A 20332-nucleotide genomic window follows, 5' to 3' on the forward strand; every position below is an offset into this window, starting at 1 on the left:
GTTACGCCGCCGATAGCGACCGTTCGAGCGCGGCCACGCCGGCGGGAAGATCCACCGGCACGCCCAGGTCGACCATCGTCCGGCCGAGGGCATGGATGGTTCTAAAAAGATGATGCTCGCGGCATTGCTCGCCCATCTGACCGATCCGTACGATGGGCGCACCGAAGGAGCCCGCAATCTCGACGTGATGATGACGCGAGATATGAGCGCATACGTCAGTGCCGCTGAGACCCTTCGGCAACTCGATACCGACCACCGAATTCAGCCGGCTCTGTTTCGGAACGTAGAGTTTGAGCGAGAGCGCCTCAATGCCTGCCTGCAGCGCGTTCGAACACCTGAGATGACGCGCGAACCGGCGCTCGAGGGTCTCCGCGCAGACCAGTCGCAGTGCTTCATGGAGCGCGAGCACACCGGACACCGGCGCCGTGTAATGGTACGACGCGTTGTGCCAGAAGTTCGCTGCCAGCGACGCGTCGAGGCACCAGTGTGTAGGCGCCACCGGGCGCGTCTTGATTCGTTGCCAGGCGGCTTCGGAGAACGCGAGCAGCGAAACACCGGGAATCGACGACAGCCCTTTCTGGCCCCCGGTGATTACGGCGTCGATACCCCATGCATCCATCGGGAGCGGCATGGTGCTCAGCGTGCAGACCGCATCGACAATCACCAGCGCACCGGCGGCGCGGGCGATTGAAGAGATCGATTCGAGGCTGCGATTCCAGACGGTGTTCGACGTCTCGCCATGCACGATCGTGACAATCTCCGGGCGTAACCGGTCGATAGCCTCCGTCACTTTTTCCGTGTCCGCCGCGGTGCCGTCGACCACGTTCAGCGTTTCCACCTGGGCGCCGGTTCGCCTCGCCATCTCCGCCATGCGCTCGCTGAAGAACCCATTGCAGATGCAGAGGACCCGCGAGCCTTTCCAGGCAAGATTCGTGATGGCCATTTCCATGGCCGCCGATCCCGGTCCCGCAACGCCCATCACCCATTTCGATTCGGTCTGAAACACGTACCGCGCCATCGTCTTGACCTGGCCGATGACCGCGGCCATCGTCGAGCCAAGATGATTGATCACGACGCCGTTGGCTTTCGCCACGGCGTCGGGAATTGGCACGGGACCGGCACCCATCATCAGCAGAGGCTCTTCGGGAAGAATGGAAGAGAGCGGCAGGACCGTCGGGCAAGCGACGCTGGACGTATCCGGTGTGCCGGAATCTGCGGAGAAGGAATGTCGATCGTTCATCGAGGCTGGTTGAATGGTTGCGTTGTGGGGCGGCCAAATTGCTTAGCTAAGCGAATCGTTTGCGGTTTACCCGCTGCTGTCGGATGCCGGTAGTCTACACGCGCTCACAGCGCCCGCGATCTGCGCTGGCCGAACCGGATCAGCAACCAGTAAAAAGCGAACCGTCGCGTGGGCGAAAATACCGGTGCCGATGCCAAAATAAAACGGCTGTTCGATTCGGATGCGCTGATCCAGACCTTCGTGCGCGGCGCAAGCTCCAGCGTTTCGCCGGCTCGCAGCCACCAGTCGTCAGGCTCGCCTTCAATAGTCAGCCACACCGTACCCCGGCAAACCGTCAGGGTGTGGGGGCGATCGATGAGCCAGCAGGCTGGCGCATCATGGGGTTCCTGCTCCAAGGTCCGGATTTCACGCATGGCCTTCTCCCATCTCCAACATGGCCGCTCACAGAGAGACGGCCTCTTGACTACATTATTTATTTAAACTCCAATCTTAGGAATGTACAGTCACGAACAGTTGCGCCGCACTGTTCAGTGAATTTCCCTGCACACTTCAAAGAGATCACGCGATGAACCTCGTTATCGATCCGCAAAACGGCGTTCCCATGACCGATCAGCTCGTGACCGGCATCTCGACCCTGATCCGCTCGCGGCAGCTTTTGGCCGGGGTGAAACTGCCGTCCATCCGGGCGCTTGCGGCCAGTCAGCAGATCAGCCGCTTTCCGGTCATCGAGGCGTATGACCGGCTTTCATCACTGGGTTTTATCGTGCCGAAGCATGGTTCGGGCTTCTACGTGGCGAATCACATGGGTAGCGAGAGCAGCGCTTCGGGCGGCTCGGACCCGCGTCTCGCGGAAGAAGAATCGCACCAGATCATGCTGCAGTTCAATTACCCCGGCGAGGCCTTGAAGCTGAGTAGCGGTTTCGTGCCCGAGGTGTGGCGGGATATCGAGGGCATCACCCAGACCATGCGCCAGGTCATGCGGATGGACCCGAGCAGCGTGATCGACTATGCAATGCCGCATGGCGACGCCAATCTCAGGTATCAGATCCAGATACGCCTGGGAATGGTCGGTATTGAAGCCGATGTGTCGAACATTGTTGTGACCAACGGCGCGAGCCAAGCGCTCGATCTGATTGTCCGGTTCATGCTCAAGCCGGGAGACACCGTGTTTGTAGAAGATCCGGGGTATTACAACCTGTTCGGGTTGCTCAAGCTGCAGGGTGTCAGGATTGTGGGCGTTCCGCGGCTGGCTAATGGGCCAGATGTCGACGTCGCCGAATATCTGCTTAAGACCATCAAGCCGAAACTGTTCTTCATCAACACCGTCTTCCACAACCCGACCGCGACGAACGTCGCGCCACAAGTGGCCTTCAAGTTACTGCAACTCGCACAGCAGCATGACTTCACGATCGTTGAAGACGACATCTACGCAGACTTCCAGGCCACGCCGACTCAACGGCTTGCGTCGCTGGATCAACTCGATCACGTGATCTATGTGGGGGGATTGTCGAAGACGCTGTCGTCGTCGCTGAGGATTGGGTATCTGGCGGCCAAGCGCGAGCTGATCAAGGACCTTGTTGATGTGAAGGTGCTGACTAGCCTGGGCGGTTCCCGCTTTAGCGAATGTGTGGTGGCGGCCTTGCTCGAACGCGGCACATATCGCAAGTATCTCGAGCGGCTGCGTCGCCGGATTCGCGATACGCTCTCAACAGCAGTTTTGCGTCTTGAGGAAAACGGCTGGGAAGTCTTCGACGAACCCAGCGGCGGCAAATTCGTGTGGACCCGCGTGCCCGGTATTGAGGACTCCATGGTCCTGGTCGACCATGCGTTGAAATTCGGCATTACGCTTGCGCCGGGCAGCTACTATCGCCCGAGCGGCGAGGCGTCGCCCTGGGTCCGGATCAACACGGCGCATGCCGACGACCCGCGGGCCATTCGATTCTTCGAACACATGGGAAAGGGCGCGGGCAAACGATAACCTCGCGCCGTTCACCATAAGTTCCAACAAACAATCAGGACTCCACGTCCTCCAGGCTGAACAGTTCGGTCTGGTCATTGTAGGAAAAGACTTCCCCGTAGCGCCCCCAGTTGATCACCGAGTCGAGCGTGTCTTCGGCGGCACCGTCGGAGAGGAAATCCTCCAGTTCCTGTTCGAAGCGCACCCGCGGAGCCCGGTGTCCCGGACGCTCGTTCAACACCTTCTTGATACGCGCAGCCAGCGGCACGTGCTTCAACAGATGATCGGCGAACATCATCTTGCGTTCATGCGTACCCAGGTCGGCGAACACGTGTGCCGCCGGCGTCAGGAAGATATCGCCTTCGCGCAGTTCAGCAAAACCCAGGTGCTGCAACATTTCCGCGATCGGGAACAGGTCATCGACTTCGAGATGCAGCGACCGGGCAATGACCGGCATATCCGCGCGGCCGTTGTAGGGGGCCACCGCGAGCGTTTCAATCAGACCGGCCAGCAGGTTGGTCGATACATGCGGCAAACGGCTGCCGAATTCGAGCGTCTGCTTGGTGGCCTCATCGGATCGCCGGGCCGTCATCTTGGCGTAGATCTCGTCGACGAGCGATCTAAACGCCGTATCGAGACGATTGCGAGGATGCTTGAACGGCACCTCGATCTCGGCGATCACCCGGCCTGGGTTCGACGACAACACCATGATCCGGTCGCACATGAACACCGCTTCTTCAATGTTATGCGTGACGATCAGCACCGACTTGATCGGCATCTTGCCCTGCGTCCAGAGATCGAGCAGGTCGGTACGCAAGTTTTCGGCGGTCAGCACGTCGAGCGCGGAGAAGGGCTCGTCCATCAGCAACAGCGTGGGATCGACCACCAGCGCGCGAGCGAAGCCTACACGCTGGCGCATGCCCCCGGACAGTTCGCGGGGATACGCGTTCTCGAACCCGTCCAGACCGATCAGGTCGATGGCCGCAAGCGCGCGTTCGCGTCGAGGGGCCGCACCCACTCCCTGTGCTTCCAGGCCCGCTTCCACGTTCTGCAGCACCGTTAGCCACGGGAACAGCGCGAAGGTCTGGAACACCATTGCCACACCGTCGGCGGGACCTTCAAGCGGCTTGCCCTTGTACGTGACCTCGCCATCGGTGGGCTCGATCAAACCCGCGATGATACGCAGCAGCGTTGACTTGCCCGAGCCCGAGCGTCCAAGCAACCCGACGATCTCCCCCTGGCGCAGGGAGAGGTTTACGCCGTCGAGCACGAGCAGGTCGCCCTGGGTTTTCTTGAAGCCCCGGGAGACGTTCCGGATGTTCAGGATCTCTTCCGAAGTACGGGCGGCCGGGGTCGTCGACCCGACACGGGAAGCCACGTTGAAATCTGAGTTTGGCATGGAGATAGGTCCTCAATCGACTCGAAGCTTGGCTTCGGCAAAGGTGTACATCGGGCGCCACAGCAGGCGATTGAACAGTGTGACGAACAAGGACATGACGGCGATGCCCAAGATGATCTTCGGATAATCGCCCGCAGCGGTGGTTTGCGCGATGTACGAGCCGAGCCCGTGCGCTGATACCTTGGTATCGCCCCACTGCACGAACTCGGCAACGATACTTGCGTTCCACGCGCCCCCGGAAGCGGTGATCGCACCCGTCACGTAATACGGGAAGATGCCGGGCAATATGGCCTGGCGCCACCATTGCCAGCCGCGAATCCTGAAGTTGGTTGCCACCTCGCGATAGTCGTTCGGATAAGCCGTGGCGCCCGCGATGACGTTGAACAGGATGTACCACTGCGTGCCGAGCACAATGAGCGGCGACAGCCAGATATCGGGGTTCAGGTGAAAGCGAACAATCACGATCACGAAAATGGGGAATAGCAGGTTCGCCGGAAAAGCCGCCAGGAATTGCGCGAGCGGCTGCACCTTCTCGGCGAGCGCAGGGCGCAATCCGATCATCACGCCGAGCGGAACCCAGATGAGCGACGAGATGGTGATCAGGATCACCACGCGCAGCAACGTGATCAAGCCAAGGAAAAACACGTGGCCGACTTCATCGAGAGCGACGCCGGTGCGCACATAGCTGACCACGCGCCAGACCACATAAATCGTGACCGCAATGACGACAATGCTCCAGATAATGTCGCCGATGCGCGACGGCGTCCTGCGCTTCGTGACACGCAGATTCGCGCGATCGAACGAGGGCAGGCGCAGCGGTATACGCGCGGCGCTGGCGAAGACCCAGCCGGCCGGCACGAGCAAGCGGTGAATCAAATGCGTGCGTCGAATCAGGCCGAGCAACCACGACTCCGGGGCAACGCCGGAACTGGTGGTTTCCATGCGGAACTTGTCGGCCCATGCGACGAGCGGACGAAACAGCAATTGGTCGTAGGCAAGGATCACGATGGTCATGGTGAGAATGACCCAACCTATCGCGCCCATGTTCTTTTCAGTGATGGCCTGCGCCAGATACGCACCGATGCCGGGCAGCGTGATCGTATTGTTGCCGACGGTGATGGCTTCGGATGCAACTACGAAGAACCATCCGCCCGACATGGACATCATCATGTTCCAGATGAGGCCCGGCATGGAGAAGGGCACCTCCAGCTTCCAGAATCGCTGCCATGCGGTGAGGTGGAAGCTGCGCGCGACTTCGTCCAGGTCGCGCGGCGTGGTCCGCAGCGACTGATAGAAGCTGAACGTCATGTTCCACGCCTGGCTCGTGAAGATCGCGAAGATCGCGGCGCACTCGGCACCCGCTACGCGCGTCGGAAATAACGCAATGAAGAACGTGACCGTGAACGAGATATAGCCAAGGACCGGAACCGACTGAAGGATGTCCAGGATTGGCACCAGCACCTTTTCCGCGCGGCGGCTCTTGGCCGCGAGCGTGCCGTATATCAGCGTGAAAACGAGCGATGCAAACATGGCCGCGAGCATCCGCAAGGTCGTGCGCAGCGCGTATTCAGGCAGGCTCGACGGATCGAGCGAGATGGCTTGCGTCTTGAGCGTAGCAATGGGCGCCATGGTCTGATGGAAACCGATAGCCGCCATCGCGATCAAACTGATGATCAGGGGGAATGCGACGAAGTCCCAGCGATTAGGCAACAGCCGCCAGGCGGACGCGTTAGCGGTGCGGTTCAGGTTGAATCCGAAGTCCATATATTCTCCGAACAGCTACGCTTGAAAACATGGCAGGCCCCATCGAGGCGCAAGCCTCGAGTTGCCACCATGCGTTGATCCGCCGATGCAAAGATATGAAGGCATCGGTATTTGACTGAGCCGCGATAATTCGCGAACTGTAAGCTGTAATCGTTAAGGAGTGCGGCTAAGCAATAGCGTGCACGCGGCCAGCCCGGGCACGGGTTATCCGGTTTATTCCGACCGCTCTGTCTGGACGGCCCGACACTACTACAAAGCGTGTTTCAGGCACAACCTCGGAGGCCAAACTTATACGTTTGCGCTCGAAAATTTATATGTACAGAGGTCTTTAATTGAATGAGCACGTGCAAAGCGAGTGCTTCGGCGCGGTACTTGGGGTTGGGCCTGTATCGATTAACGCATCTGAACGCTAAAGGTGTTTGTTGGCTTTTTGAAGGCTAAATAGAAACATGAGTATTTCGTTTGCCTTTCGGGCGCGTTGAGGAATGTGCGTGAGACTGTTTGGATTCTGTTCGCCTTAGGCCGGCGGCAGCGCGCACTTTTCCTGAGCGCCAGAGCGCCAGAGCGCTGGTCGCGGGGAGGCATTACTTATGGCACCGCGCTTGAGGTGCGCCATGTTGACCGAAAGAAGTTAGTTATGCTTTTGTTCTTTTGGACTCAATCGTCCGTCCATTTACAAGCCGCGCCGGACTTCGCCTCAAGCAGCGGAATCCGGCATCGGTGCTGCAAAAACTTTCCCCGCCTTCGATCAGGCGCTCATGTGCAGGGTGCCGTTGACACCCACCGGGAAGAAGCCGCCCTGCGTGACCGCCGCGCTCGTGAGGTAGACGATGTTCAGGACATTCGCGTAATTGCGGCTGAACGCTATGCCGTTGGCATCGAGCGGCACGATGTTCGAGATGCTTGATGTTGCTCCTGCAATGCCCTGATCGTCGTTGCCCACGTTGTCAAGCGCGTTGCGTGCATTGGAGACGGCACCGGCCGACGCAATAAGGCCGAGCGACGGGTTCGCAATACCTTTTGCATAGAGCACGGTGCGCACGAGGCCGGCGTGATACGCCTCGGCCGCCAGGATACCCGCAGCCGCTTCCAGATAGGTCTTGTTCGTGATCAGCGGCGACGCACCCTTGTAGGCCGTCACGCCCACGTCTTCAAAGATGAAGGCGGCGAGCAGGAAGGTCTCATCGTTCAGGTAAGGGTCGAAGGCCGTGCCCGCGGGAACCAGGCCGGCCGCCTGCGCCGCTTTCGAGAACGCACCGCTCGGGTTCTGGTATCCGACATCGAGGGCCGGCATGGCCACCGCCGATGCACCGAGCGCTGTGCGCAGGAACGTGACGTGTTCGAGTTCGTCTTTGGCGATCTCATTGGCATACGCCTGGACCACGGGGTCCGTGAAGGTCACGGCATGGCCGGGAATGACCGTGCCCGGGGTACCTGCACCGCTCATCAGGCTGGACGAGAGGCCCGCGCCGGTGGTCGCGTAGGCATAGAAGGTCGCTTCGAGATATTCGAGGTTGAGCGCGAAGTTGAGTATTTCCGGATCGGTCGGGCCGCTTTGCGCCGATGCACTCGACGAACCGCCGCCGCATGCACCCAGGATCGTGCCGCCGATGAGCCCAAGACCGACGCCGCCTGCGCTTCTGAAGAACTGCCTGCGTTTTGCGAGCTTGTCGGCACGCCGCACGAGCACATCCATGACCGTTGAATCTTCTGACATGATTTCTCCCTGAACCGTTCTGTAAACTAACTGATACGGCGACTGCACCCGATGAAAGCCAGAGACAGAAAAGCAGCGGCCAGCAGGCGACGAGGCAAACGTGAATCACGAACTCGTGACGAAGCACGGCGCGGAGCAGCAGGGCTGATCCGGCACCTCTCATGTCACGTACGATTGGATACGCAGGCCGACCTCAAGACGGATGCGTGCGCGGTCAAAAATATTTCGAGTGCTTACCGGGGGAGGAGGGTGAAAGATACCGTTGGTCGTTTTGACGTATTGCAGAGTGCTTGATCCGGTATTCGATACCGACACTCATGGGATGCGCGGTCACGCGGCGTTGCAACTAGACACTGCGTGAACGCGAGACCACGACGGAGCTTCTCAGGAGAAAAAGCTCAGGCTTGCACCCAGGACACCTGCCGCGCACACCACCGCGGCAATGCCGGAAACAAGCCATAGATAGATACCACGAGGCCGGTGCTGAGGCGGCAGCGCGGTGACACTGAGGGCGATGAGCAAGCCCACTACTAGCGGCAGCATCAGCGCATTGACGACCTGTGCGGCCACGTTCAGCGACACGAGGTTGGGCGCCAGCCAGACAATGGCCGCACTGCCGACGACCGAGGCAACATACACGCCGTAGAACCACGGCGCGCTCGCCGGCTGGTCTTCAAGCGAGCGCTTGTATCCCGCGACTTCACCGAGTCCCCACGCCAGAGACAGCGAGCAGACGATGGCCGCCACCATCGACGCTCCCAAAACACCCGCGCTGAAAAGGAAACGTCCGGCGCGTGGCCCCACGGCCGTTGCAAGGACGCTGCTGATTTCACCCACGCTTTGAAAGGCGTGTTGCTGACCGTCTCTCGACAGCGTTGCCGCAACCGCGACAAGTACAGCGGCCGTCAACAACTGCGTGAGGACAGCGCCGGCGGCGGTTTCGAATCGAGCGGCGGAATAGTCCTGCGCGCCTAGTTTTTTATCGGCGATCGCGGCCTGCTGATAGAAGATCATCCAGGGATTGAAGGTCGCTCCAATCAGCGCTGCCACGAGATATCCGTAATGGGGATTGGACAGCGGAAGCTTGACCATTTGCCGGAACATCTCGTGGATGTCCGGGTGGGCATGCCAGGCGACCACGAAGAAGGACAATTCGAAGGCGCCAATGACGATGGCGAATTTGTCCACGCGCTTATGCGAACCGGTGAACACGATGGCCACCAGGAAGGCGGCGGCGAGCGGCAACGAGACGGACCGGGAGACGCCGTACATCTCTCCCACGCCGGCGACTCCCGTGAACTCGGTCACCAGCGAACCCAGCACGGCAATGCCTAAGCCGCCTGCGGATATCCATGCCCATAAGGGACCAAAGTTCGACCGGACAAGCTCGCCGTGGCCCTGTCCGGTAAAAATGCCCAGCCGGACAGTGAGTTCCTGGACCATGTACAGCAAGGGGATGAGCGCCAGGAGAACCAGCAGGAGCTGAGGGCCCCATTGCGCGCCGCTTTGCGCCGCCGTCACCACGTTTCCGGCGTCACAGTCCGCGAGCATGACGAGCAGCCCGGGTCCCCATAGAGTAAGCCATCGCAGGCTGGGCGAGACCTTCGGTTTGAGCAGCGAGGAACCAGCCATGCGTTTTGGAAGGATGCGAAAGGTGTATTGGGAGACCGATTGTAGCGAGATTTCGGCTACCCATTTGGGCGCGTGGCGCCCAACCTGCATCGTTACGCATCGTTACTACAGGCGGACCTTCAGATACTCTTGACGAATGCGACTATCGCGGCATCGAGCATCGCGGGGCATTGCCGGTGGGGAGAATGCCCGCAAGCGGACAGCTTGGTCAACTGCGCGTGCGGTATGTGCGATGCAATCGCGTCGATTTGCGCCATGGTTCCGTACTCGTCGTCATGACCTTGGATGGCGAGCAGCGGGCACTGAATGGAAGAGAGAACGCCCGTGATATCCCACTGCCGGAACTCCGGGTTCAGCCAGATATCGTTCCATCCGTAGAAGGCTGAATCAACATCGGTGTGATAACGCGACAGCTTGTCCCGCAAGTCGCCTTGCATATATAAAACCGTCGCTTCGGCGATCGCTTTGACGGACACATCTTCAACGAACACATGCGGCGCAATTGCGATCACGCCGCCAAGCGCGTCAGGAAAAGCCGCCGCATAAAGCAGCGCGATAGAACCACCATCGCTATGTCCGATAACCCACATGCGGGCACGTTCGGCATCGTCTATCCCGATGGCATCGAGCAAGGCCGGCAGAACGTCATAAGCCTGGCGATGCATGAAATCGACCGGCCATTTCACATCGGCTTCACGCGGGGTCGAACCGCCATAACCCGGGCGCGAATAGACCAGGCCGCGGAACCCAAGTTGCTCGCATACCTTCTGCGGCCAGTCCTTCCACATGGCAATCGATCCAAGCCCTTCGTGCAAAAACACGATGACGGGGGCATCGGTCCGGCCGGCATTCAACCATTGATACTCGAGACGAAGTGATTCGCGACCGTCCTTTGCGGGCAGATCGGCAACGGAGATCGCAGGGGTGTGCTGTACTAATCGGTCCATAACTCGCAGCCAGACAATGGAGGGAGACCTTCAGTCATCGAGGGTCGGTTCGCGCAATTTAAACCGCTGGATTTTACCAGTCGCGGTTTTCGGCAGATCGTCAACGAACCGGATCTCGCGCGGGTATTTATGAGGTGCCATCCTCGCTTTGACGAACTCCTTGAGTTCGGCGGCAAGTTCTTCTGTCGCCGGTATGCCGGGTTTAACCACCACGAACGCGCGCGTTTTGACGAGACCATCGCGCGTAACGCCGACGACCGCCGCTTCGAGAACGTCATGGTGCTGCATCAGTACCATCTCGACTTCGACAGGTGACACGAACTGGCCGCTCACTTTCAGCATGTCATCGCCGCGGCCTTCGTAGACGTAGTTCCCGTTGGGCAGGCGGCGATATTTGTCACCACTCCTCAGCCAGTCGCCAAGAAACGTCGCGCGGGACTTCTCGCGGTTGCACCAGTACATGAGCGCGGCGCTTGGGCCCCTGATATACAGATCGCCGATCTCGCCGTCCGGGACCGGCTGGCCATTTTCGTCGCGTAGTTCGACTTCGTAACCGGGCACGGCGGTGCCCGTTGTTCCGTATGCGACGTGGCCTGCACGATTCGACAAGAAGATGTGCAGCATCTCCGTCGAGCCGATACCGTCGAGAATCTCGCAGCCCACGTGCGCTGCAAAATGCTCGCCGATCTCGCGCGGCAACGCTTCTCCCGCTGACGTGCACATCCGCAAGCGAAGATCGGCGCGCGCCGGCATATCGGGCGATGCAAGCATGTTGGCGTAGAGCGTGGGCACGCCGCAGAAAATAGTCGGTTTGTATTGCGTGAGGCGCGCGAAGACGGCAGCCGACGTGGGGCGCTCGGCCATGAGCACGGCCGTCGCGCCAACCGAAAGAGGGAAGGTCAGCGCGTTGCCCAGTCCATACGCAAAGAACAGCTTGGCCGCGGAAAAGACGACGTCGTCTTCACGGATGCCAAGCACTTGCTTCGCGTACAGTTCCGCGGTCCAGTACAAGTTGGCGTGCGTATGGACGGCGCCCTTGGGCTTACCCGTCGAGCCCGACGAATACAGCCAGAATGCGATGCCGTCGGCGCTGCTCACGAACGGCGTGGAACGAGGTTCTGCAGCGGCCAACAGCCGCTTGAATACGCGCGCTCCCGGCAGGTTGTCCTCTTGCGTTTGAGAGACGATCAGCGCACAGCCCTCGTTGGCCGTATCGGCGAGTGCTTGTGCGATGGTCGGCAGCAACGGACCCGATGCAATGACCGCACGCGCCCGGCTGTGCTCGAGCATGTAGGCGTAGTCCGGCGGGGTCAGCAAGGTGTTCGCGACAACCGGCACGACGCCCGCATATAACGCCCCGAGAAACGCGATGGGCAGGTCCACGCTGTCGAGCATCACCAGCAGGATGCGCTCCTCGGGATGAATGCCCAGTGTGTTCAGCACCGATGCGAACTGGCGCGCCTGCTCCGCTAATTCGCTATACGTCGTGGTCCCGTCGTCGTCGATGTACGCAACCTTCTGCGCCCGCGTTTCGTTTAACGCAAACAGATGCGTCGCGAAGTTGAATTTGACTGGCGGTGTATCGGCAGCCGGTTTTTCAGCGGTAGCGGGCGGCGCAATGATGGCGTCCATGATGTCTCCTTCCTGATGATGGGGCGATGCATAGTCGCAACGGATAGTGCCGTCCGCCATGCATTCGGTTTTGTTTGACGCGCGGATCGTCGCGGGCCGGTGAAGCCTCAACAGCCGACCCGCTTTACTTCAAATTTCGATCTGACCCGTCGACTCGATGAGCGCGTCGATCGAAGCAGCCGGTCCCTGGACCGCGGCCCGGCGATGATAAAAATTCAGTGCGCGAAGTCCGCCGAGTTCCTCGCCGCCGCCGGCGCGGCCCGGACCGCCATGCAGCGACATCGGCATGACGTTGCCATGGCCTGTCTGACTCTGAGCGACCGAGGGAGAAATGGCGTGGACGCGGCCGTGTGTGTCGGCGAGTTCCAGCGCGATGCGGGCAAGGCGCGTGTCGTCATTCGAATACACCGAAGCGACGAGCGAACCCTGACCGCGCCGCGCGAGTTCGACGGCCTGAGATTCCTCGAGACGCGAATCGGCCGTCGTGACTTCATAACCGCAGAGTGTCGCGACGGGACCGAACACTTCGACGTCGTGAACACGCACGGCGCTGCTTGCGTCGTCAATCACGAACAGATGCGGCGCGATGCATGCAGCGATGGCCGGATCGGCATCGACGAGCTGAACCTGCGAGCCGTCGAACGCCAGGCGCGCTTCTTCGCGCAAAGAGGCGATGCCGGCGCGAACCGCGTCGTATTGTGCGCGGCTGACGAGCGAGCCCATGCGCACGGACTCGTTGCGCGGGTTGCCCACGGTCACGGCCGAGAGCTTTGCGACGAGCGCATCGGCCGCGGCGCCCAGATATTCGTTCGGCACGAACGCACGGCGGATGGCCGTGCATTTCTGGCCCGACTTCACGGTCATCTCGCGCACGACTTCCTTGATGAATAGGTCAAACGCAGCGGTGCCCGGCGAGGCATCGGTGGCTAAGATGGCGCTGTTGAGACTGTCGGCTTCCACGTTAAGCCGAGCGCCGCGCGCGACGAATGCGCTATGGGCGCGCAGCTTCGCGGCTGTTTCCGCGGAGCCTGTGAACGAGACCACATCGAATGTTTCGATCTGATCGAGCAAGCCCGCCGAACTGCCGCAGATCACCGACAACGCGCCGGCCGGCAAGATGCCCGCATCGACGACATCGGCCACCATGCGTTGCGTGAGCCACGCCGTCGCGGTGGCGGGCTTGACGATCACCGGCACACCCGATAAGAGCGCAGGCGCGGCCTTCTCCCACAAGCCCCACGACGGAAAGTTGAACGCGTTGATAAACAGCGCAACACCGCGCGTGGGCGTCAGCACATGCTGCGACTTGAAACTCTGGTCGCGGCTCAGGCTTGCGGGCGAACCGTCGCGCAACGCTTGCACATCGCCCAGCGAGGCGCCCAGTTTTGCGTAATAAGAAAGCGTGAAAATGCCGCCGTCGATATCGACCGCCGAATCGTTCTTCGTCGTTCCCGAGTTCACGAGCGAAATGGCGTAGTAGTCGTCGCGGTGTGCTTGCAGCAGTTTGGCAACTTCCGAAAGCTGGGCGGCGCGAGCGGCGTATGTCGAGGCACGCAGTGCCGCACCCCCATGCGTTCGCGCATAGTCGAATGCAGCGCGCAGATCGAGGCCTTCGCTTGAGACGCGGACCAGGGCTTCGCCTGTGACCGGATCGATGAGCGTTGTGCCGTCTCCGTGGCCAGCGACTCGTTCGCCGGCAATATAGTTGTTCAATAGTTCGGCCATTCAAATGCCCTTGTTGGTCATGCAAAGAGTTGGCGTGCGTTCGCTCAAGTGGCGCTTGCCGCGTGCTTCGTGAATTCGATGGCGCCCTCGGGCAACAGATAAAGCACAAGCGCGCTGCCTCCAGCCACGGTCGGCCGATGCGCGCTGCCGGGTCCGTACACGCACCAGCCGGCGGGATGGCCGTCGAATGTGGCCCCTTCGGTAAGTGGCACGATCAGGTCGATTTCGCCGTTCGGATGCACGTGATGCGGGCCGGCGATGTCGCTCATCCGCACAACGTCGACAGAGAAACCATGGGTGTCAGGCAGGGCTTTGAAGATGCGCCCGTAGCGGATGCCGCCTGCTTCTCGATCGGCGAGCCAGCCTTCTTCCACGCCGGCGCGGATTGCATTGGCGAGTTCGGTATATTCCGCGCTGCCGGCCGGGTACTCGGCGTTCAACCACGCTTCGAGGTTCGCATCGAGTGGCCGGGACGCGATCCTTTCCGTCACGCGCGCGATAAAGCCTTGGAACTCATTGGGGAACATGCGTATCTCCGTCGCGCTAAAGCGCTGTTGGACGCTGGACGCGCCTTGCGGCATTCGCGAAGGCAGCCCAACTTTCTCGTGCTGAGTGCATTAAACTTAGCTTGCGACACAGTGCATGTCAAGCACTATAGTACATAAAATATCCTAAAGGGATTCATAGATATGAAGCAAACCGCCGTTTTACAGCCAATTGAGGGCGGAGATCAGGGCGCGGACATCGAAAAAGAGCGCGAGAGCCGCGATCCGTTCCTTGTCGGGATGGGCGAGCGCGTTCGTTTGCTGCGTGCGCGTCGTGGACTGACGAGAAAAGCACTCGCGAAAGAGGCCGACGTATCCGAGCGATATCTGGCGAACCTCGAATCGGGCGTTGGCAATGCCTCGGTGCTGTTTCTCCGGCAACTGACGAAGGCATTAAACTGCACCTTGGCAGAGATCGTGGGTGACGAAACCACGTTGACACCCGACTGGCTGCGCATTCGGGAATTGCTGAACGGCCGCGATCACGACACGCTAAAGCGCGCACGGATCGCGCTGGAAGAGATGCTGGCCACGGCGCCGCAGGATCCGCACCGGCTGGAACGGATCGCGTTGATCGGCTTGCGCGGCGCGGGTAAGTCGACGCTCGGCCGCATGCTCGCCGACGAACTGAAAGTGCCGTTCGTCGAGATCAACCGGGTCATCGCGCAACTGGCCGGCTGCCCGCCGTCGGAGATTCACGCGCTATATGGAGCAACGGCTTACCGTCGATATGAACATCGCGCGCTGGAAGCGGTGATCCAGGAGCATCCGCGTGCGGTGATTGCGTCGCCGGGCGGGCTGGTGTCCGAGGCGACCACCTTGAACGCCTTGCTGACGCACTGCTTTACCGTATGGCTCCAGGCGACGCCCGAAGACCACATGCGCCGCGTAGTTGCCCAGGGCGACTTGCGGCCGATGTCGGGCAACAAGGAATCGATGGATGACCTGAAGCGCATCCTGGCTGGGCGCAGCGAGCTGTACGGCCGCGCCGACATGACCTTCGATACCAGCGGAAAATCGCTGGCGGAATGCTATTTATCGCTGCGAGACAGGCTGGCCGCGCGACTTGCGTCCGAATAGCGGGCGCGTGGACTCAGCATTAACCCGATAAGAGCATTAAAGTGCTTGCAGCGATTCTTAAGATGCACTATCGTACACAAATCATATCCAGTGTACGAAGGAGACATCCATGTCAGTCGCTCAATCAACGGAGCAGGTAGGCGTCAACGGCGCGGTCCCGGCGGCCCAGCCCGCAGCTCAATCGGCAGCGCCGTCCACCAGCCAGCGCGTCGATTACCGTACGGAGCCCGCCCGCTACAAACACTGGTCGCTGACGTTCGACGGCGCGGTCGCGACGCTCGGCATCAATATTGCCGAAGACGGCGGCATTCGCGACGGCTACAAGCTGAAACTCAATTCGTATGATCTGGGCGTCGATATCGAATTGCACGACGCCCTCCAGCGCGTGCGTTTCGAACATCCGGAAGTACGCACGGTAGTGGTAACGAGTCTCAAGGACCGGGTGTTCTGCTCGGGCGCCAACATCTTCATGCTCGGCCTTTCATCGCATGCGTGGAAGGTCAACTTCTGCAAGTTCACTAACGAGACGCGTAACGGTATTGAGGATACGTCGCGTCATTCCGGCATTAAATTTCTCGCAGCGGTGAATGGCGCGTGCGCCGGCGGCGGGTATGAAATGGCGCTTGCCTGCGACGAAATCTATCTGGTGGACGATCGTTCGTCATCTGTCGCGTTGCCGGAAGTGCCGCTGCTCGGCGTGCTGCCGGGCACCGGCGGTCTCACGCGTGTGACTGACAAACGCAAGGTCCGTCACGATCGCGCCGATATCTTTTGCACCATCGTCGAAGGCGTGCGCGGCGAGCGTGCGAAGCAGTGGCGCCTCGTCGATGAAGTCGTCAAGCCGAACGTATTCAAGGAGACGGTTCAGGCGCGCGCGCTGGAACTGGCTGCGCAAAGCGACCGGCCGGCAGATGCACAAGGCACCGTGCTGACGCGTATTGAACGGTCCGATCGCGAAGATGGTCTGGGCTACGCAACCGTCGATGTCAGCATCGATCGTGTTCGCCGCACAGCGACGTTCACGGCCAAAGCGCCGTCGGTGAATCCGCAATCGGATATTGAATCGATCTTGAAGGCAGGCGCCAACTGGTGGCCCCTGCGGTTCGCCCGCGAACTCGATGACGCTATCCTGTGCATGCGCACGAATGAACTCGATATCGGCACGTGGATCTTCAAGACGGAAGGCGATGCACGCACGCTGCTTGCCGCTGACGCCACGCTCATTGAGCATCGCAATCACTGGTTCGTGCGCGAAACCATCGGCATGGTGCGCCGCACGCTGGCGCGTATCGATGTCTCGTCGCGCACGCTGTTTGCGCTGATCGAACCGGGCTCGTGTTTTGCCGGGACCTTCGCCGAACTGGCGTTCGCCTGCGACCGCAGCTACATGGCCGCGTTGCCGAGCAACGAGGACGAAGAGCCGGCATTGACGCTCTCCGAGGCCAACTTCGGCCTCTATCCGATGATCACCGGCCAGTCACGTCTCGGCCGCCGTTTCTACGATGAAACCGAGCCGATGAACGCGGCGCACCAGCAAATCGGCCAGCAGGTCAAGCCGGTCGAGGCCGAGCGTCTTGGGCTGGTCACCGCGTCGCCGGATGACATCGATTGGGCCGACGAGATCCGCATCGCCATTGAAGAACGCGCGGCCATGTCGCCGGATGCGCTGACGGGCCTGGAAGCCAACCTGCGCTTCAACGGCGTCGAGACGATGGAAACGCGCATCTTCGGACGTTTGTCTGCGTGGCAGAACTGGATCTTCAACCGGCCGAACGCCGTGGGCGAGAAGGGTGCCCTCAAGGTCTACGGCAAGGGCAGCAAGGCGCAGTTCGACCTCAACCGCGTCTGACGCGTTTTACGTCCCGGTCTCGACCATTCAAGCGTTCATCAACGTCACGGCTTAAGGAAATAACCATGTCCACGATCAACTACAGCGAAAAGATCCCGAACAACGTCAACCTCGCCGACGACCGCACGCTGCAGCGCGCGCTCGAGCAATGGCAACCGAACTTCCTGTCGTGGTGGGGCGACATGGGGCCCGAAGGCTCGCCGAACTACGACGTGTATCTGCGCACGGCGGTGAGCGTGGATGCCGGCGGCTGGGCGCACTTCGATCACGTGAAGATGCCGGACTATCGCTGGGGCATTTTCCTTGCACCGGGCATGGCGGATCGTCAGATCAGCTTTGGTGAGCACAAAGGAGAAGCGGCGTGGCAGGACGTGCCGGGTGAACATCGTGCGAATCTGCGGCGCATTATCGTGACGCAGGGCGATACGGAACCGGCATCGGTCGAACAGCAACGGCATCTCGGTCTGACGGCGCCGTCGATGTACGACCTGCGCAACCTGTTCCAGGTCAACGTGGAAGAAGGGCGTCACTTGTGGGCGATGGTGTACCTGTTGCATCGCTACTTCGGCCGTGACGGTCGTGAGGAAGCCGAAGCATTGCTTGACCGCCGTTCAGGCGATGACAACAATCCGCGCATTCTCGGCGCGTTTAATGAACGCACACCCGACTGGCTCGCGTTTTTCATGTTCACGTACTTCACGGACCGCGACGGCAAGTTCCAGTTGTCAGCACTCGCCGAATCCGGTTTCGACCCGCTCGCGCGCACGACCAAGTTCATGCTGACGGAAGAAGCGCATCATATGTTCGTGGGCGAATCGGGCGTCTCGCGCGTGATCCAGCGCACCGCTCAGGTCATGAACGAACTGAAGACCGACGACGTCAACAAGGTGCGCGCCGCGGGCGTGATCGACCTTGAGACCATCCAGCGGTATCTGAATTTCCACTACTCGGTCACCATCGATTTGTTCGGTGCGGATCATTCGTCGAATGCAGCGACCTTCTATAGCTCTGGACTTAAGGGCCGTTACGAAGAGACCAAACGCGACGACGATCATCAGTTGAACGGCCAGCACTACAAGTTGCTGGACGTTGAAGACGGCAAGCTGGTCGAGCGTGAAGTGCCCATGCTCAACGCCATGAACGAAGTGCTGCGCGACGACTACATCAAGGACTCGGTGGCAGGCGTCGGACGCTGGAACAAGGTGCTGGAAAAGGCGGGTATCGACGTTCGCCTGACCGTGCCGCACAAAGCGTTCAACCGGCAGATCGGCACCTTCGCCGGCGTGCGCGTGGCGCCGGATGGCCGCGTGGTCAACGAGAACGAATGGAAGGCGAACGAGGCAAAATGGCTGCCGACGCCGGAAGATCGTGCATACGTTGCCTCGTTGATGGGGCGCGTGGTCGAGCCGGGCAAGTTCGCCAACTGGATCGCGCCTCCGGCAATGGGCATCAACCGCCAGCCGGTCGATTTCGAATACGTGCGCTTCAATTAAGCAATGCAGGAGGTGCGTCCGGGATGTCGCGGCATGTTGTAGTACGCCGCGGCGGCCCGGGTGCAGGTGGAGATAACAATGAATGGTCCAGCCCCGATAGAAGTCCTCAAGCAGCATCTGATCGACCCGGAAATCTGCATTCGCTGCAACACATGCGAAGAGACGTGCCCGGTCGACGCCATCACGCACGACTCTAACAACTACGTCGTCAAGGCAGAGGTCTGCAACGGCTGCATGGCATGCATCTCGCCGTGCCCGACCGGCTCCATCGACAACTGGCGCACGGTGCTAAAGTCGCAGGCGTACAGCATTGAAGAGCAGTTCACGTGGGACGAGCTGCCGGCGCAGAACACGACGGCAAGCGCGGCGTTGGACAGCCTGCCGCAGGCGGATGCCGATGAGGCGGAGAGCACCGGCGAAACGTCGGAAGGCATCGACATGGATACGGTGCGTGGCTCGACGCTGCCGCCCTGGTCGGCGGCCAAGCCTTACGTGAATCTGTACACGCACAAGCTGCCGGTGGTGGCGACGGTCGTAGGCAATTACCGCCTCACGGGCGAGTCCACCGAAAGCGATATTCATCACATCGTGCTGGATTTCGGCACGACGCCGTTTCCGGTTGTCGAAGGCCAGTCGATCGGCATCTTGCCGCCGGGCACGACGAAGGACGGCAAGACACATCACGCGCGTCAGTACTCAATAGCCAGTCCGCGGGACGGCGAACGCGAGGGTTATAACAACCTGTCGCTGACGGTCAAACGCGTCACGCAGGACCATCGCGGCAATGAAGCCGACGGCGTCTGCTCGAACTATTTGTGCGACGTGAAGAAGGGCGACAAGGTCAATGTGATCGGTCCGTTCGGCAGCACGTTCCTGATGCCGAACCATCCGAACTCGCATCTGCTCATGATCTGCACGGGCACCGGTTCGGCACCCATGCGCGCAATGACCGAGTATCGCCGGCGCCGGCGTCTGAAAGGCGCGACCGGCAAGCTGATGCTGTTTTTCGGCGCGCGCACGAAAGAGGAGTTGCCTTACTTCGGGCCGCTCGTGAACCTGCCGAAGGATTTCATCGATACCACGCTGGCGTTTTCACGCACCGTGGGCCAGCCGAAGCGCTACGTACAGGACGCCATGCGCGAACGTGCGACCGATGTCGGGCAGATGCTGCGCGATGACAACACATACATCTATGTGTGCGGGCTGAAGGGGATGGAGGACGGGGTGCTTCAGGCGCTGCGGGATATCGCCGAGCAGAACGGCATTGAATGGGATCCGTTATGGCGCACGCTCAAGCGCGATGGACGGTTGCATCTCGAGACCTATTGAGCGCTTTCCAAACGGCATCGCCG

Annotated in this window: 15 protein-coding genes; 5 read left to right on the top strand and 10 right to left on the bottom strand. The window is 60.5% G+C overall.

Going from position 1 to position 20332, the window contains the following annotated elements; genetic code table 11:
• Position 1: 1 nt before the first annotated feature.
• Both EOS_RS06230 and EOS_RS06235 read right to left on the bottom strand, forming a co-directional pair.
• A complete protein-coding gene (locus EOS_RS06230) occupies positions 2-1240 on the bottom strand; it encodes a pyridoxal-phosphate-dependent aminotransferase family protein (RefSeq protein WP_047845737.1) in 1239 nt (412 codons plus the stop codon).
• Between the two features lie 104 nt (positions 1241-1344).
• The gene (locus tag EOS_RS06235) at positions 1345-1653 is read right to left on the bottom strand and encodes a DUF2917 domain-containing protein (RefSeq protein ID WP_047845738.1); all 309 of its coding nucleotides are present in this window, start codon (positions 1651-1653) and stop codon (positions 1345-1347) included.
• A 152-nt stretch (positions 1654-1805) separates the two neighbouring features.
• On the opposite strand from EOS_RS06235, the gene EOS_RS06240 reads away from it, so the two are divergent.
• Positions 1806-3218 carry an aminotransferase-like domain-containing protein gene (locus EOS_RS06240; protein ID WP_047845739.1) on the top strand — a complete coding sequence of 471 codons (1413 nt, stop codon included), beginning with the start codon at positions 1806-1808 and terminating at the stop codon, positions 3216-3218.
• Positions 3219-3252: 34 nt separating this feature from the next.
• Here EOS_RS06240 and EOS_RS06245 read toward each other — a convergent pair whose 3' ends face one another.
• The 8 genes from EOS_RS06245 to EOS_RS06280 form a co-directional block, all read right to left on the bottom strand.
• Positions 3253-4596 carry an ABC transporter ATP-binding protein gene (locus EOS_RS06245; protein WP_082163236.1) on the bottom strand — a complete coding sequence of 448 codons (1344 nt, stop codon included), beginning with the start codon at positions 4594-4596 and terminating at the stop codon, positions 3253-3255.
• A gap of 12 nt (positions 4597-4608) precedes the next feature.
• Positions 4609-6360 (bottom strand): ABC transporter permease, encoded by a 1752-nt coding sequence (locus EOS_RS06250; RefSeq protein WP_047845740.1) that lies wholly within the window; start codon positions 6358-6360, stop codon positions 4609-4611.
• 748 nt (positions 6361-7108) lie between these two features.
• The gene (locus tag EOS_RS06255) at positions 7109-8077 is read right to left on the bottom strand and encodes a ferritin-like domain-containing protein (protein ID WP_047845741.1); all 969 of its coding nucleotides are present in this window, start codon (positions 8075-8077) and stop codon (positions 7109-7111) included.
• Positions 8078-8461: 384 nt separating this feature from the next.
• Positions 8462-9709 carry an NRAMP family divalent metal transporter gene (locus tag EOS_RS06260; RefSeq protein ID WP_047845742.1) on the bottom strand — a complete coding sequence of 416 codons (1248 nt, stop codon included), beginning with the start codon at positions 9707-9709 and terminating at the stop codon, positions 8462-8464.
• Positions 9710-9828: 119 nt separating this feature from the next.
• The gene (locus EOS_RS06265; protein ID WP_047845743.1) at positions 9829-10656 is read right to left on the bottom strand and encodes an alpha/beta fold hydrolase; all 828 of its coding nucleotides are present in this window, start codon (positions 10654-10656) and stop codon (positions 9829-9831) included.
• 30 nt (positions 10657-10686) lie between these two features.
• Positions 10687-12288, bottom strand: a complete 1602-nt coding sequence (locus tag EOS_RS06270; protein ID WP_047845744.1) for a benzoate-CoA ligase family protein — start codon at positions 12286-12288, stop codon at positions 10687-10689.
• A 129-nt stretch (positions 12289-12417) separates the two neighbouring features.
• The gene (locus EOS_RS06275; RefSeq protein WP_047845745.1) at positions 12418-14013 is read right to left on the bottom strand and encodes a 3,4-dehydroadipyl-CoA semialdehyde dehydrogenase; all 1596 of its coding nucleotides are present in this window, start codon (positions 14011-14013) and stop codon (positions 12418-12420) included.
• A 44-nt stretch (positions 14014-14057) separates the two neighbouring features.
• Positions 14058-14540, bottom strand: a complete 483-nt coding sequence (locus EOS_RS06280) for a DUF4863 family protein (protein WP_047845751.1) — start codon at positions 14538-14540, stop codon at positions 14058-14060.
• A 162-nt stretch (positions 14541-14702) separates the two neighbouring features.
• Here EOS_RS06280 and EOS_RS06285 point away from each other — a divergent pair, with 162 nt between their 5' ends.
• From EOS_RS06285 to boxA, 4 genes are all read left to right on the top strand, one after another.
• Positions 14703-15638, top strand: coding sequence for a helix-turn-helix transcriptional regulator (locus tag EOS_RS06285; RefSeq protein ID WP_047845746.1), 936 nt, complete (start codon positions 14703-14705; stop codon positions 15636-15638).
• Between the two features lie 109 nt (positions 15639-15747).
• Entirely contained in the window at positions 15748-17487 is a 1740-nt protein-coding gene (gene boxC / locus EOS_RS06290; protein WP_075645290.1) for a 2,3-epoxybenzoyl-CoA dihydrolase, read from the top strand.
• A 65-nt stretch (positions 17488-17552) separates the two neighbouring features.
• A complete protein-coding gene (gene boxB, locus EOS_RS06295) occupies positions 17553-18980 on the top strand; it encodes a benzoyl-CoA 2,3-epoxidase subunit BoxB (RefSeq protein ID WP_047845747.1) in 1428 nt (475 codons plus the stop codon).
• 78 nt (positions 18981-19058) lie between these two features.
• Entirely contained in the window at positions 19059-20309 is a 1251-nt protein-coding gene (boxA, locus tag EOS_RS06300) for a benzoyl-CoA 2,3-epoxidase subunit BoxA (RefSeq protein ID WP_047845748.1), read from the top strand.
• Positions 20310-20332 lie beyond the last annotated feature (23 nt).

This window comes from Caballeronia mineralivorans PML1(12) (assembly GCF_001028175.1).
GTDB classification, from domain to species: Bacteria; Pseudomonadota; Gammaproteobacteria; order Burkholderiales; family Burkholderiaceae; genus Caballeronia; species Caballeronia mineralivorans.

Bases quoted from the DNA above. Each gene is read 5' to 3' on its own strand.
- EOS_RS06255 (WP_047845741.1), bottom strand. From the start codon at position 8,077: ATGTCAGAAGATTCAACGGTCATGGATGTGCTCGTGCGGCGTGCCGAC.
- EOS_RS06260 (WP_047845742.1), bottom strand. From the start codon at position 9,709: ATGGCTGGTTCCTCGCTGCTCAAACCGAAGGTCTCGCCCAGCCTGCGA.
- EOS_RS06265 (WP_047845743.1), bottom strand. From the start codon at position 10,656: ATGGACCGATTAGTACAGCACACCCCTGCGATCTCCGTTGCCGATCTG.
- boxB (WP_047845747.1), top strand. From the start codon at position 17,553: ATGTCCACGATCAACTACAGCGAAAAGATCCCGAACAACGTCAACCTC.
- EOS_RS06280 (WP_047845751.1), bottom strand. From the start codon at position 14,540: ATGTTCCCCAATGAGTTCCAAGGCTTTATCGCGCGCGTGACGGAAAGG.
- EOS_RS06275 (WP_047845745.1), bottom strand. From the start codon at position 14,013: ATGGCCGAACTATTGAACAACTATATTGCCGGCGAACGAGTCGCTGGC.
- boxA (WP_047845748.1), top strand. From the start codon at position 19,059: ATGAATGGTCCAGCCCCGATAGAAGTCCTCAAGCAGCATCTGATCGAC.
- EOS_RS06240 (WP_047845739.1), top strand. From the start codon at position 1,806: ATGAACCTCGTTATCGATCCGCAAAACGGCGTTCCCATGACCGATCAG.
- EOS_RS06285 (WP_047845746.1), top strand. From the start codon at position 14,703: ATGAAGCAAACCGCCGTTTTACAGCCAATTGAGGGCGGAGATCAGGGC.
- EOS_RS06235 (WP_047845738.1), bottom strand. From the start codon at position 1,653: ATGCGTGAAATCCGGACCTTGGAGCAGGAACCCCATGATGCGCCAGCC.
- EOS_RS06270 (WP_047845744.1), bottom strand. From the start codon at position 12,288: ATGGACGCCATCATTGCGCCGCCCGCTACCGCTGAAAAACCGGCTGCC.
- EOS_RS06230 (WP_047845737.1), bottom strand. From the start codon at position 1,240: ATGAACGATCGACATTCCTTCTCCGCAGATTCCGGCACACCGGATACG.
- EOS_RS06250 (WP_047845740.1), bottom strand. From the start codon at position 6,360: ATGGACTTCGGATTCAACCTGAACCGCACCGCTAACGCGTCCGCCTGG.
- boxC (WP_075645290.1), top strand. From the start codon at position 15,748: ATGTCAGTCGCTCAATCAACGGAGCAGGTAGGCGTCAACGGCGCGGTC.
- EOS_RS06245 (WP_082163236.1), bottom strand. From the start codon at position 4,596: ATGCCAAACTCAGATTTCAACGTGGCTTCCCGTGTCGGGTCGACGACC.